This window comes from Streptococcus mitis, assembly GCF_946190155.1.
GTDB classification, from domain to species: domain Bacteria; phylum Bacillota; class Bacilli; order Lactobacillales; family Streptococcaceae; genus Streptococcus; species Streptococcus mitis_CL.
The window spans coordinates 49,387-65,032 of the sequence record NZ_CAMHZL010000012.1 but is presented as its reverse complement, the minus strand read 5'-3'; the positions used below and the strand labels follow the sequence as shown (position 1 = coordinate 65,032).

Here is a 15,646-nt window from a genome sequence, read left to right as displayed (position 1 = left end):
AATGGGGTAGAGGTGACTGGTGTCTCAATCTCTTTAACAGGTGTTACAGTTACTGGAACCTCTACTGTGACTACTTTTCCATTTGGTAATTCCACAGTTACTTTGACTGGATCCTTCTTACCTGGTGTTGTCAAGTCTGGAATGTTTTCAACATTTGTGACTTTGCCACCTTCTGGAATCTTAATTCCTTTAGTGTAATCCTCTGGTGTTAATGGGGTAGAGGTGACTGGTGTCTCAATCTCTTTAACAGGTGTTACAGTTACTGGAACCTCTACTGTGACTACTTTACCATTTGGTAATTCAACTGTGACTTTAACTGGATCTTTCTTACCTGGTGTTGTCAAGTCTGGAATGTTTTCAACATTTGTGACCTTGCCACCTTCTGGAATGGTGATACCTTTAGTGTAATCCTCTGGTGTTAATGGGGTAGAGGTGACTGGTGTCTCTATTGAGACTGGAACGACTTCTACTACGTTAACAGGTACAGGTACCTCTTTAGTCGCAACTACTTTACCATCTTTCACATACTCTACCACTACTGTCGCTGGGATTTGTACACCAACTGTTGCTGTAGGTGGTACTGTTCCTGTTTTAACTTCTGTAACTGTTACAGTAACTCCTGATGGAAGCCCCTTCACGTTATTAGCTGCTTTTTCAGCCTGTTCTTTAATAGCTTTTTCTAGTTCTTGCTTATCACTATCTTTAAGAACTGTTACACCTTCTGGGGTTACTTTTGGTAATACTGTCACTGGGACTTTTACTGTCTCTTCACCATTTGCATACTTAACTTTAGTTGGTACTGTTACATCGGTTGCTCCAACTTTATCCTTTGTATCTGGTAAATCAGCTTCTGTTGGATCTTGTACTGTTCCACCTTGTCCTGGTGTTACTGCATCTTTTACTTTAGCTATTTCAGGTTTGTCGCCTTCAACAACGTATACTTGATCAGCATTTGAACCAACGACATTTACAGTAATTTCTGCATCTTTTGTATACTTAACGCCATCTACTGTATAGGTTACTGGGACTTTTACAGTTCCTTTGTTTGTTCCTGCTTCCGATGTAATGGTTGCAAGCACTTCTTCTGTAATCGCTCCAACTTCTACATCTTTGGCACCATCTGGTAATTTAGCTTTGAAATCTGCTGAGTTTGCTACTTCTTCCGCTTTAGCTTTAGCTACTTCTTTAACTTTATCTGTAGTTTCACCTTTTGGTACTGTTACTTCACCTTTAGCAACTGGCAATACTGTTACTGGTACTATTACTTTCTCTGGATCTTTAATTCCTTCGTAAGTTACAGGGACCGTTACTTCTTTCTTACCTGTTGTTTTTGTTAGGTCTTCTGGAATTACAGGATTACCTCTAGTTCCATTAGCTCCTGGTGTTACTGCATCTTGAACAGTTTTAGATTCTACTGTATCACCTTCAAAGACTACCAATGATTTTGATGTTGAACCAACTACCGTTACCGGAACTTCTACTTCTTTAGAACCAACTACACGGCCTTTATCATCAGTATATTCAATAACTACCTTAGCTGGTTTTTGTTCTCCTGTAGCAGTTGTTTCAGGTTTTTCTTTCACTTCTTTAACAGTTACTGTTACACCTGCAGGAATACTATCTTTTGGTAATGCATCCACCACTTCTTGAGCTTTTGCTTTAACCATTGTTTCTAAATCTGTACTATCTTTAAGTACTGTTACTCCCGTTGGTTTAACAACTGGTAATACTTTAACAACCGTAGGGACTTCTACAAGTTTATCTTCACCATCTTTCGCAACTACTGTTACTTTCTTATCTCCAGGTGTTGTTGTATCTACATCACCATCTTTATAGGTGAACTTAGTTCCGTCTGGATATTGATCAGGATTAATGCTTTCAGATGGATCTGGTTGTGTATTTTGAGGATTTTCAAATACATATTGCACTTCAGGATCTACTACCACAACTTTAGCTGGAACTTTAACAATCGTATCTTCACCAACTTTAGCCACAACGACTACATCTTTCTCTCCCGATGTAGTTGTATCTACTGGAGTTTCATAAGTAAATTCCGTTCCGTCTGGATATTCACCCGGTGTGATACTTTGTTTAGCTTCTGGTTGTTTATTAGCTTTATCAGCCACAACGTATTGTGGAATACTGTCAACTACACGTACTGTTGCTGGAACTCTTACTAGTTCATTTCCATTTTCATCAGTAACAATAACCTTAACCCCTTTATCTCCAGGTGTTGTTGTATCTGGTTCTTTTTCGTAAGTGAATTTAGAACCAGCTGGATAATCATCTGGATTGATACTATCTTCTGCTTTTGGAGCTTCTTTTGGATCTACTGGGACAATTTGTGGATATCCTGCAACAACTTTAATCGGTACATTAACAGTTTCTTCACGTTTATTATCCCCTGAACCGTATGTCACTGTCACAGGAGCTGTTAATGTGTCATCCCCAACTTTATCAGTTGTATCAGGAAGTTTAGTTTCATCTACTGTTTTCTCATTTCCTTTAGTAGTAACAGCATCTTTTAATTTTTCTGAAGATGGTTTATCTCCTTCTACTACATAAACAGGTTTTGCAGTTGAAACTTGTGGTTTAACTTTAATTGTAAAATCTTGATCTATTTCTTTCTTAGTATCAAACGTTGGATCCTGATCAAATGGATTATCTACAACATCATATCCCATAGATTTCAAAACATCAACACGCGCTTGAACTTTTTCTTCTGGAATTTTATCTCCTGATTTACCAGTAAGATCATCAATATTATATTTCGTATCTAATGGTGTTTCAACACCTTCATCATCTACTGAAACAAATTTTACTTTTGCTTTTTGATCGTCTTTATCATAGGTAATCTTGATATTTGCTTTTGGATCCGTAATTTTTGGTGGTTTATATCCTTCTTCTGGTTTAGCAGGATTTACCGGTTCTAATGGTGTTCCATTTCCATCTTTTGGAGTATATCCATCTTTATGAGGAATAATTTGTGTAACTTCACCAGTCTTGGTTGGATCATTTAGATCGTTAGGGAATGGAATCGGATCTCCATCCTTACCAGTGGTTGGATCAACAGGAATCCAGCTTCCAATCTTCGTATAAGTAACTTTATCCGTTTCATCAGGGATTACTTTTGTATCTTTTGCAGGGGTTGCTGCTTCTTTAGCTGGAATTTCTTTTTTATCAGCAATATATCCTGGTAGAACGTCTACTCCAACTTTATCCCATGTTTTATTTGGACTTTCCCAATCAGTATAGGTTACTTCTTTTGTAACAAGATTAACGGTCGCTTTTCTTGTGAATGGCACCGTTTGAACAGTATCATCCTTAACTTTTTCTTCAGCTGCTGTATCTGAATCTTTCTTCACATATGAAATCACACGTTTAGCTGTTGTATTCAAGTCAGATTCAGCTAATCCCTCAGGCCATTTAAGTTCTGGGGTATCCCCATTTGGATCTACTGGACTATCTTTTTCATGTGGTGTTGATGAAGGAACTTCAATGATTCTAGGTTTAACCACAATTTTGAATGTTTGAGAAGGTGCTGGTGTACCATCTTGTGCATTGATATCTTCCTTGTCATCAAAAATTGGATGATGATTATCTTGAATATGGTATTCATCACTTTCTACTTCATAACCTTGGTTCTTAAGTTCTTTGATTTTGTTGTCAACATCTGTACTTGCTGGTAATTCTGAACCAGATTTACCTGTTAAATCAAAGCTAGAAACCACTTCATTTGCGGCTCCATCGACTTTCTTCTCAATCACTACTTTAGCTGTTTGAGTAGAAGGTGTATATGTAATTGGTGATTCCCCAAATTTATCCGTTGGTGTAAATCCATCTGGAACTTTATAGCCTTGAGTTGGATCATTTGGATTTTTCGGTGTTAATTCTTGTCCATTATATACTGGAGTATAACCTGGGATATATGGAATTGTTATCGTGCTAAAATCACCTGGAACCGTTGGATCATTCGGGTTATTTGGATAAGAAATCTTATCTGGTGCTCCTTGTGGTTTCTTTCCTGCTGGGTACTCAGGTACAAATGAACCAATTTCTTTATAAAGAACTTTCTTCACTTCAGAAGTTGCTGTTCCATTTTGTGCTGGCTTAGGAGCATCTTTTTCTGGAACAAGTTTATCCGCATTATCCACTAATAAATAATTATTAATAACTGGAGATTCAACTGAGTTATACTTACCATTAGTACCATCTGCTTTAGCATCAGTTAGTTTATCCGCTTCATTGTAAACTTCCCAATCAGAGTAAGTTACTTCTTTTGTTTCAGGATTAACTGTTGCTGTACGTTTGTAAGTTACTTTTTGCACCTTTTCAGCATATAAAGGAGTAGCATTATCTTTGTTTGCATCTTCTTCTTTTAGATACTTAATTGTACGTGTTACTTCTTTAACTAAATCCTCACGAGTAACTCCTGCTGGATATTTACCAAGATTTTCATCTCCTTCTTTTACAGGTGTATCTGCTGTTTTTGGAGATACTGGAGCTGTTGTGCTTGGATTTGTTGGATCAGTTGTTACTGTTGGGTCTACTTTAATTAAGTCTAAGACATGAACAGTGACATTTGTTTCAGTTGATTTCTTACCTTCACTATCAGTTGATTGAACTTTTACAGTGTAATCTCCAACTTTAGTTGTATCTAGATTACCTGCATCACTTACTGCGATTGTTGGTTTAGTAGAATCAACACCATCACGATCATCTTCTAAGTCAGTTGCAGATGGTTTCGCTTTTTCTAGAACTTTATCATTATTCCATTTGTCAGCTTCTTTAGTTTTATAAACATATAAATCTTTTTTCTCAACTGCTACTGTTGGAGCTTCGTTTAGAACATTAGCATAAGCTGGATCTGATTCGTTACCTGCTTTATCAAGCACAGTAACTTTGATACGTTTGTCAGGATTTGTTGTCTCATTCGCTTCTGTCAAATCTGTTCCTTTTGGAACTGGAACAACTAATTTACCATCACGTTCTTCAACTTTTGTAGTACCAATATACCAACCGTCTTCTTTTTTATTTAAAGTAATTGGGGTTTTACTATTTGGTAACATAACTTTCATTGAAGTTACTCCACCAATAGCTTCTTTAATATTGTCTACCTCAGTATCAGCATCACGGTCCGTTCCATTGTTTCTATCATTGTCAGTGATATCTTGTTTTTCTCTAGGTACATCTGTTAAATTAGTATCTTTTTCTGTTGGGACAGAAATTAATAATTCTGTTGGTTGATTTTTATCAGTTTTTTCTCCATTAATGCTATCAGTATGAACTGGTTCCACAGTAGGAGTTACTGGTTTAATCGTATCGATGTAAATTGTTTTGTTGTAGTAGTAATCTGGATTGTCTGTATTTCCTAGAGCATTGAATGTATTTCTATATGGACTATTTGGATTTACAACACCTGTATTTTCTAATACTCTGTTGCCTTGTAAATCTGTAAATCCTTCTTTAATTTCTGCAGTTACCTTAAAAGTAGCTGTCCCTTTGAAATTTTTTGCCGTTGTGAAATCAATACCGAATGTTCTTGTCCCATTCTTTGCTGGATCTGAATCCCCTGCATTGAATTTCAATCTAAGCGTTCTTGTTGCTTCATCATACGATACGACTTGGAAAGGACCAGGCCAATTCCATGCATTTGCTTTTTTTAGAGAGTCTTTTAATTCGACACCTTCAGGAATTTTAATTGTGTATTCATAAGCGCCGTACGTTGGTAACCCACCAACGTTTTTCACAGTAACTCTTAATTGACCGGATTCTTTGTCTTTATAGAGAGTGTCTTCTCCATAAGAGGATGTAGCATTATTACGAACAACATCTGTTGTCATTTCTAATGCAGCACCAACAGCTAAGTTGACCCCACCTACAAAATATCCATCTTCAATTTCTGATTTACCATTTACTGGGTAGGTCTTTTTAAATGCTGGTCCATCCTCTAGTGCCTTAATTGTTATTTTAATTTTTTTAGTCGTATTTGGAGTATTAATAATCGTTCTCCAGAATCCGAAACCATTACCATTCCCTCCATCACCATACGGAGTTGAAACGTGTGTTGTTTCACTATTATTATTCGCATCTTTCAGTGTTGTTAAAACTTCACCTGTGTCTGCATCTGTAACGGTAATTTCTACTTTTTCACCAGTACCAGCAGTACCCATATTCCCATATGCACCACCCGTTAATGCACTAAGATATAATCTAGAATTCGGATTGACATTAAATTCTTTCGAAATTTGTGTACCTTTTTTATTTAACTGAATATAATAGCCTTTACCGACAGCAGAATGTTCTGCATTATTTAAAGGAATACCAGGTACACTTGAGTAGTTGACACCATTTGCATAGTTTTGATTAGCTTTATTAGGCGCTAAAGGATTGTCTGGAGTAGGAGTATCGTTATATTGTCTCTCAATACTTCCATTATTATCGTAAACTTTAGATGGTTTTGGTTCAAATCCAGCAGGTCTATCAGCCGCAACTTCTGTTGGAGCTTCAGGTTTGATAGCTGTTACATAATTATTTGTCCCTTCTATCTTCCAACCATCAATTTCATTTTCTATTCGTTTTTCTTTCCAATTGTAAGTAATTTTCCCTAACTTCACTGGGGCTGGATTTGGACTACTAGCATTATTTCTTGAATATTGATTTTCAACAGTAGCGGATTTTGTTTCAACATCTGGAGTATTGAAATCAATATCCCCAAATTGATTTTTCAAACTTGAAATAACGTTATCTACTGGGTTAGCTCCTACCCCCCTCTTATTATTACTTGTAGGACCTTCCGCTGCTTGTTCCCCTACACCAGTAGGAGTCGCTCTAAACCCACTTTCCCCTTTACCAGGAATTGCTTTTCCGTTTCGTGGATCTTGGTTTTTATTTGTTTTTTCTACTTTAGCTTCTGTTTCTGATTTATCTTCTACAGCAGGAGACACTTTTGGCATGCTCTCAATTACAAAAGCCTTTTCTCCTAATCTTGCAACAATTTTATCTACCTCTGCCTGAGTTGCTTTATCATTTGCTGATAAAGCTTGAGCTTCTAATAGTGCTGTCTTTGCATCCTCAATAGTTTTTGATGTTTTATTACTAATTTCAACTTTATCGATAGCTGATTGAATACGTGAAATCGCTTCTGATAACTTACTAAAGTCTACCTTTGCAATATGGTGCTACCCTATCTTCATTAACTAAAGCTTCAGCTGAAGTTACTACTGGTTTAGAAACTGGATCTTTAGAAGGAATTTCTTTTCCCTTAGCATCAGAGCTCGCAACATTCTCTTCGTGATTTAGGTTTTCTTGAGATGGCGATGACTGTTGATTAGACAAATTTGAGCTCGTTCTTGCATCGTTTCCTTGAATAGTGTCAGCTTTTGCAGTGGCTCCACCTCCAAACATCATAAGCGCTGCAATCGCTACTGATGCTGCACCAAAACTATACTTTCGGATTGAAAATCGTTGAACTTTTTGTCCATGATATTTTTTTATTCGTGAGTACATTACTACTCCTTTACTTATATTTTTATTTACATCAAGAAAAGTCAGTAAAATCCTTAAATAGATACTAAGAAAATCCCTGACTTCACCTATTGTATAATATATATAATAACTCTATCTATTCACTATGTCAAGCAATTCGATATTTTAATCGATGTTAATATATAAAAAAGCAAAGATAATTAATAGCTTCAGAAATATGATTAACAACTTTCAAAAAAGATTAAAAATCACTTCATATTTACATAGAAAAAGGAGCGGATATAATATCCTACTCCTTATTCTTATCAGAAAATCTAATTAGATTTAGTCTTCTTTTTTCTTACGAGCAACAAGCCCAAATCCGCTCAAGACACCTAAAAGTCCAAGTGCTGCTAGGCTAGCATGGTCTTCTGTACCAGTATTAGGAAGTTCAGCTTGTCCTTTAGCTTCTGATGGAGCTACTGGAACTTGTGGTGCTTTACCATTTACTGGTGCTAATGGCATCGTTGGAGTTGCTGGGTTAGCCGGTGTTGTTGGTTGACTTGGGTCTGTCGGTTTCACCGGACTTGTTGGGTTTGTTGAAAGTGTTGATGGAGAAGCTGGTTGAGATGGAGTGAGTGAGCCTCCATTTGTAGTACCTTCTTTGACTTCTTTATAAACGTAAGTTACTTCTGTTGTTCCTTCTGTTACTTTACCATTTTCATCACCTTTAGTTGAAGTTGATACTAACACGTATAGTTTTCCATCTTTTGTATTGATTGTAGCTGGTTTGTTGTCAGTTGTGTCATATGCTGAGCTTACTGATCCGTCAGTCGTATCTTTAACATCTTCTGCGATTGTGTTTCCAGCTTCGTCTACATAATGAACAAGAACGTTTCCTGCTTTTTCGTATACATAAGTGATTTCTGTAGTTCCTTCTACAACAGCACCGTTTTCTGGTTTAGAATCTTCTTTAGCTGTTAAGTAGTATTTAACACCATCTTTAGTGATCTCAGCTTTTTTGTGGTCTGCTGTATCGTATTTAACGTTTAGAGAAGCATCTGTTTCATCTCTTTGATTCTCCTAGGTGATGATGGTGCAGCAAGGTCTCAACGACTTCAAAGTCCAAGGCATCGTCGATATCATAAGAATAGAGTTTGGGCATTTCATAGGCTACTGTCTTATCCGTGTAAAAGGTCTCATCTCGTAGGTAAAGGTCCTTACGAGAAATCCAGATACTACCGTTGGGATAGTAATAGGCAGGCTCTTTCTGCCGAGCATAATGCTTGGAAACATGAGGCGGATGGATAAAAGGTGACTCCTCCAACTGCAAGAAAAGACTACGACTCTTGTCTGCCTTGACACAAGAAATCAAATGGTCGGCGCCAGACTGACAGTAGAGTTGGTAGGACTCGATGAGGTGCTCCACCTCTCTCAGAGGAGAAGTCACCTGTAGATTCACAAAGACCTGGTCTTCCTCAAAGGGCTGCAAAAAGTCTCGTAAGGTTTCTAAGCTAGAGGTTGTTGAGAGGGCCAGTTCTTTTGGTCTATGGACACAACGAATCTCTGGATAGGCTTGACGACAGAGTTCTAGATAGGCTAGTGAATCTGAGGAAACCCAGATGTCACTAAATAGCTTGGAGGCTAAAGCGACTTCTATGGTATAGAAAACCAAGGGTTTACCTGCAAGCGGTTTGATATTTTTATCCACTAAGCCGCGTGAACCCGAACGGATTAAAATGACGGCTATGGGTTTAGATTTTGCTTTCATATAGTCTTCCTAGAATTGAGATAAAAAGGGCAGATAGGGTGGTGATGATGCTATTTAACCAAGGATTGGGGTCGGTAAAGAGTCCACTATAATGATAGAGAACCACTGCTATTCGCCCCAACCGGTAGAGGATGAAAAGCCCTGAAGCCAATGAACGAATGCCCGCCGATTGAAACTTGTCCTCTAAAAGATGATAGGCTGTCTCGTAGTTTCCCTTTTGATAAAGGGGCAAAAAGTAGCGATGAGCCAACGGAATAGCTAGAAAGATGCCAAACTGGGCAAACCAGAGATAGGACCTGCCTGTATAGGCATTCCCCACCAGAGTCAGAAAGGAAAGGAAAAACCACCCTCACAAAAAGGCGAGGGTGGTTCATCCGTTACAATGCTTGGGGATTTCCTAGCAAGTTCCCCCTCAAAAGGACTTTATGCTATTCTATCACAAAGACTGACCATCTGCAAGATAGACTGGATTAGACAGGATAGCGTGGGGGAGTTTTCTTATTGTTTATAAATCGATTCTCTGAAATCATCTGTGCTACGTAGGTAGGCATTGTAGATTTTTTGTTTTAATAAGTGGACCCAACTTGCAGGAGCGTGGCTTGTCGTACGGTCAATGTTAGCCACATCTTTTGCCACTGCTTGATCGATGAGTTCTTGCATTTGAGCAGCTGAACGAATTGTAATCTCCTTGCTGCTGTTTGGTACACCAAGTTCATACTGAATAGTGATTGGTTTCAACTGGTCTTGCTTGCGAATACGTTTATTAAACATATCCTTCTTGAAATCAGCCCATGAAGCGTATTGGTTGGCAAAGACATTTTTCAAGACGAGACTATCAGTAATGAGTCCCACATCTTTTCGTTGCCAATCTGAATAGGTAATGTCCCCGTTTCGTTTAGCTTCTTCTACATATTGGTTGGATACATATGGTAAGAACCCATCTTGATAACCTTTTTCTGCCAACAATTCGTAGGCTGTCTTTCTAAACATGATGTCACCAGGCGCACCCTTTGGATTACTGAGGGCAGCATAAATCGGTGAGAACATGCTAATCAGATGATAGCCATTACGAGTATAGTCGCTCTTATCACGGTAAGCCCGACGGTTGATGATATCATTGTCAATCAAGGCATCCAGACTGGTTAGTTTACTTACTTCAGCATCTGTCAATGGGCGAACAGAGTTTCCAGCATGAGTTTGTTTATGGTACTTGTCCTCAATGTAGAAATTCTCTATTTTTCTAAACCATTTTTTCTTGACATCATTAGACTTAGTTAAAATGGCATTGGCTTCCATAGCATCCAAGGTGTACAAGACATCGTACATACCGTGCACATACTCTTGCAAGGCTGCGGCTGATGTGAAGCGGCTTGTCGGATCATAAGTATGCAAGCGAGTTGGTGAATCCTTATCCCCTTTATAGAGAGTATTCAAGACAATAGCATCCTTATCTAGACTGTCAGCAGATTGCAACAGTCCTAAGGCATACAACTCTGCTCCCAATCCTTCACGACGACCTTTTCCTTCAAAGTAAATATGTCCGTCAGAATTATGAACCATTTCATGAGTATAGACTGATGTTCCGTATTTATCCAACAAGCGGTCGCTGACATAGTGGACCTCAGAACCGTTGGCATAGGCTCCAGCTCCCTTACTTTCCCCATACCACTTACCAGTTGGTCCAAAGAAGTTGTAGATAGAATCAATGGCCTTATCAGACAGGGTAGCCCAGTAATAATTACTATTGCTATCTTTCATACCAAAGCCATCTGAAACCATGACTGAACGGAAGAGTTTTTCTTTGTATTCTGGTGAAAGGAAGTGGTACCAGATATCGTAGTGGTCTCGTTGCCATTCAGCCGACTGGTCAACCTTAGCACGGACATACTGACGCAATTCTTCTCCTGATAAGACTGTATTATTAACACGGTCACGGTAGCGTTCATAGCCACCAAAGGCCAAGGTAGAAAGATTTGAAATCACATAAACATCTTCTTCTGGCAATGTTAATAAAGGTAGGAGCATGTTTTTTAATTTCCAACTTGGTGCCGTAATACGATCATAGACTCCCAGTGTATAGTTACTATCTGGTGTAGCTGACTCTTGTTTAGCACGCACTTCTGGAATCGCTGACTTACTCTCTACTATATAGGCCTTGGTATTCGTCTTCAACCATTCATTATTGGTTTTAGTTGGTAGGAAGAGTTTTCTGTAAGACTCTAGTAAATCCGTCACTGTCTTGCGACCTTTTGCAGGGGCCAGGGTTGTTTCATAGGCACTTATATTATTTGATGCCTTGAGATTTTCCATACCGCTCTGACCTAGGGCAATGATGGTATCCAAGGTTGAAGCTGTGCTATTGCCATCAAAGTCAAACTTATAGGTATTGAGATCCTTGGTATTGATGTGATCATAGTTGATATTGTACCAGCGATTGAGGTAAGTCAAACCAAGCAAGAAAGCTTCCTTGTTGTTTTTGATTTTTTCGCTGATGTAGGTTGCTACACTATCTCCCATCGTATTGATAGACTTGTCCATGGCTAGCACTTTACGGAGATGTTCGCCGATATTAGCCTTAACTTTTTCGAATTCTTTGTCCAAGTATAGCGGATCAAGCGACGCATCTGCCTCAATGCCCAGAACTCTTCTCATGGCTGCTGAGTCATATTCGACCCCTTGCAAATCTGCTAGGACCTGATCGGTCACTTTCGTATAGTCAGATAAAAAGGCTTCTGGTGTAAAGATAAAGTTTTTACTTGCTACGCTGTACTCTGCAATTTGTGTATTTTTGAAATCTTCTTTGTAGGTGACATCTAGATAACTGATTGTATTATCAGCAAAATGCAACATCAGTTTATTGATCGTTGCTTTATTGGCCTGAATATCTGTGATGATGTCATTGTCCTTCATTGGTACAACATCCAGCAATTCTGTAGTATAAAGCTTATCCGTAGGATCAACTTGATTTCCATAGTGAACCACTAGCTCTTTATTATAGAAAGGCATCAATTTCTCAATATTGTGATAAGCAACTTTTCGACTAGCTTGACCTTGGCTTAACTGAGTATAGTCCACACTGTGCTGATTGGCCTTGAGTGTTTGACCTGTATCGTTTAGTGTCACTGTCATCCCATAAGACTGGACCTTTTCTCTGGCCTGGTCTTGGGTAATTGGGGTCGCATAGAGATCGGCCTTCTTGTTCTCAACAACAGTGCTAGCATCTTTGATGTCCGCTCCCCTGTACTGGTCTCCTGTGATAGCATAACCATCTCCAGCGTTGACCATGCTAACGACATGATGGATACGGCCATTTTGCCATGTAGAACCTGCTATACCTCCGACTCGAGGATAGGTTGTCGTATTGAGGATGGTTCCACTTGCTAGCGCATGAGAGACCAAAGCACCACTTTGAACTTTCCCTACAATACCTCCAGCAAATTGGTCATTGTTGCGGGCATTGCTAGAAATACTTGTATCAACAGCTACCTTATCAATCTTAGCCTTAGTACCAGATAAGAGCCCTGCTATACCTCCCACATAGTAAGGAGAAGCATCCGTATGCTTGGCCTGAATGCTACCTGTAAAGGAACTATTAGTAATTTCTGTATCCTGAGCCTTCGCTACCAAACCTGCAACTGACTTGCTACCTGTCAATTGACCTTCTACAGCTACATTACTAATCTGACTATTAGTAGCTACTTTTGCTAGGCTGGCTGTGTCATCTTGACTCTTAATCGCTACTGCTTTAAGGTCAATATCTTTCACAGTAGCCTTGGTCAAGTTATCAAACAAGGCTGTCTTAAGGTCATAAATCGCAAACGGCTTACCGTCACTCGCACCGATAAGATTACCAGTGAAAGTGCCTGTCACATAGCTGGTTTGTCCCTTTGCTAAGGCCACTTCATCAGCTGTCATATCAGCTCCAAGTTTAAAGGTTCCAGCGAGATTACCCTGCATGGCAGCAATCAGTTTCTTGAAGGAAGTATAGACACCGTCCTTGGCAAGCTTTTGCTTATCAACTGTGAAGCTATAGTTATCCTTGTATGCTGAATCTTTCTCTTGAACCAGTTCATTGAAGGCAACGGTTACCTTGTATTTCCCATCCTCTGTTTCCTTAATAGAGCTAACTGGTAGCAACATTTCTTTCATCTTATCTGATTTGACTTTGACAAAATAAGGTGACAAATCACTTGGTACTTCTGATAAATTCAGATAGCGACGGTAGTGACCATCTTCCTTACCATAGAGCCCCACTTCATCCACATCTTTGATTTCAATTTTCTTATAGTCCAATTGAAAATCTTTCGTTGATACTTCTGTATTTTCCTGATCAGATTGGCCTAGATTATAGGTCAGGTAAGTCTTAATTGTATAAGGAGTATAGTAGTCCAAACCATCAATCGTTTGCTGAACGGATAAATCTTTCAAATCCACTTCTTTAATCAGTGTTCCATTTTGAAAAATTTGGGCCTTGGCCTTAACAAAAGCAGACGTTTGGTCATCTAAGTGATAGGTGACTGCTACAGCTTTTTTGCTCTCATCTTTAACAAGATTGGTGATTTCAACTGTTGGTTTGGTTTTAACAAGACTGCCAACCTTGACAATCTCTTTGGTTGGTTCTACTTCTGTACGTGAGATTTCCTTGCTAGCTTCCACCTTACCATCTACGAGATAATCTTCATACTCGATTGTCCGTAAACCGTCTTTTCCTTCCTGAGCAATTTCTCGATGATTTTTTAAGATAGTCGCATCTTCAATTTCTTCAGTTTCATGAGGAATGGTTTCTGTTACTGTACGATGATTACTTGTCAAAGGCAGTTCAGGAAGAGCCTCTGCTACAGCAGCTTCACCTTCGTGACCCGACTCTTGGGTACCTTGAGTGCTGATTGGATCTGTATACGCTGGTTGAACTGGTTGAACTAGAGCCTCACCATCATGACCTGACTCTTGTGTGCCTTTAGTGCTAACGGGTTCTGTATAAGACGGTTGTGCTGGTTGAACTAGAGCCTCGCCCTCATGACCTGACTCTTGTGTACCTTGGGTGCTAACGGGTTCTGTATAAGTCGGTTGAACGGGTTGAACTAGGGCATCGCCCTCATGACCCGACTCTTGTGTGCCTTGGGTGCTAATTGGGGCTGTATAAGACGGTTGTGCTGGTTGAACCAGGGCCTCACCCTCATGACCTGACTCTTGCGTACCTTGGGTACTAATTGGGGCTGTGTACGCTGGTTGCGTTGGTTGAACTAGGGCATCGCCCTCATGACCTGGCTCTTGCGTGCCTTTAGTGCTAATTGGGGCTGTATAAGACGGCTGCTCTGCTTGGATTAGGGATTCGCCTTCATGACCTGACTCTTGTGTACCTTGAGTACTGATTGGGGCTGTGTAGGCAGGTTGCACTGGTTGAACTAGAGCCTCGCCTTCATGACCTGACTCTTGTGTTCCTTGGGTGCTAACGGGTTCTGTATAAGTCGGTTGAACGGGTTGAACTAGGGCATCGCCCTCATGACCCGGCTCTTGGCTCCCCTTTGCTTGCACTACAGTTTCATTGTTTTTTTGTAGTTGAGACTCTATGGGAGAAGGTGTTCCTCCTTGTTGTTCCTCTATCGTTGAGCTACCTACATTTTCTAAGTTAGACTTGCTGTCATGCGCCTTCTGTTTATCTGATTGCTTAACAACGTCTACTTTATTTTTCACATATCCTATGTATGTATAACCAGGAATATCAACCGGGGCTGGCAAGGCATCTCCTGCCTGAACCGATAGTTGGGTGTTATAAGCAGCTAGTGTTTCGCTAGTCAAGGCAAGGGCAGTTGGAGACAGCAACTGACTGCCTAGAGCGCTTACTAACAAGAATCGACTAATCTTGCTCTTGCCATCACGTCCCTTAAGAACTACTACAATCAATAAACTAAGGCCTGCCACCAAGGCAACAGTCCCTAATGAAGAGCTGGTCCCCGTATTGGGCAATACTTGATTGGCTCGATAAACCAGATAGTAAGTCGCATCAGATTCTTCCGCTACTTGTGGTAGGGATGTAACTAAGAGAGTCTTCTCTTCATCAGTCAAATCCGACTCTAAAACATAAGTATAATTAACGGCATGAGATTCTTGGGCAGATACAGTCTGTAGGCCAGTTCCCATCAAAAAGAAACACGCAACTGCTACAGATACAAGGCCAACTGCCAATTTTCTCAATGAGAAATTCTGTCTTTTTTCTCCACTAGTTTTGAAATTCATATTCCCCTCTTTTTACATTTTTAAATTAGTATATTAATTTATAGTGAAATATACAACTCTTCCCATTATACATCAACTTTTTAAAAGATTCTAGGGATAGATATGCAAATAAGGGAATAATAAAAGGCATTCCTAAAATTAGATACCTAACTTCTGGAATACCTATCATAT

At 39.4% G+C, this 15,646-nt stretch carries 6 protein-coding genes; all 6 read right to left on the bottom strand.

All coding sequences use genetic code 11. From position 1 onward, the window contains the following. The coding region (locus N8O80_RS08915; protein ID WP_261027985.1) for a mucin-binding protein at positions 1-6,956 on the bottom strand (6,956 nt) is incomplete at its 3' end. Positions 6,957-7,155: 199 nt separating this feature from the next. Then, positions 7,156-7,509, bottom strand: coding sequence for a YSIRK-type signal peptide-containing protein (locus tag N8O80_RS08910; protein ID WP_261027982.1), 354 nt, complete (start codon positions 7,507-7,509; stop codon positions 7,156-7,158). A gap of 303 nt (positions 7,510-7,812) precedes the next feature. Next, entirely contained in the window at positions 7,813-8,391 is a 579-nt protein-coding gene (locus N8O80_RS09785) for a MucBP domain-containing protein (RefSeq protein WP_369010950.1), read from the bottom strand. Positions 8,392-8,533: 142 nt separating this feature from the next. Next, on the bottom strand, positions 8,534-9,238 hold the full coding sequence (locus tag N8O80_RS08895; RefSeq protein ID WP_261027979.1) for an acylneuraminate cytidylyltransferase family protein: 705 nt from the start codon (positions 9,236-9,238) through the stop codon (positions 8,534-8,536). Then, entirely contained in the window at positions 9,222-9,557 is a 336-nt protein-coding gene (locus tag N8O80_RS08890; protein WP_261027977.1) for an SLC5/6 family protein, read from the bottom strand. The genes N8O80_RS08895 and N8O80_RS08890 overlap by 17 nt, the downstream gene beginning before the upstream one ends. A gap of 179 nt (positions 9,558-9,736) precedes the next feature. Beyond that, positions 9,737-15,475 (bottom strand): ZmpA/ZmpB/ZmpC family metallo-endopeptidase, encoded by a 5,739-nt coding sequence (locus N8O80_RS08885; protein WP_261027976.1) that lies wholly within the window; start codon positions 15,473-15,475, stop codon positions 9,737-9,739. Between the last annotated feature and the right edge of the window lie 171 nt (positions 15,476-15,646).

What these genes read in the sequence shown, in the direction of transcription:
- N8O80_RS08910 (WP_261027982.1), bottom strand. Translation starts at nt 7,509, where the DNA reads ATGTACTCACGAATAAAAAAATATCATGGACAAAAAGTTCAACGATTT.
- N8O80_RS08895 (WP_261027979.1), bottom strand. Translation starts at nt 9,238, where the DNA reads ATGAAAGCAAAATCTAAACCCATAGCCGTCATTTTAATCCGTTCGGGT.
- N8O80_RS08885 (WP_261027976.1), bottom strand. Translation starts at nt 15,475, where the DNA reads ATGAATTTCAAAACTAGTGGAGAAAAAAGACAGAATTTCTCATTGAGA.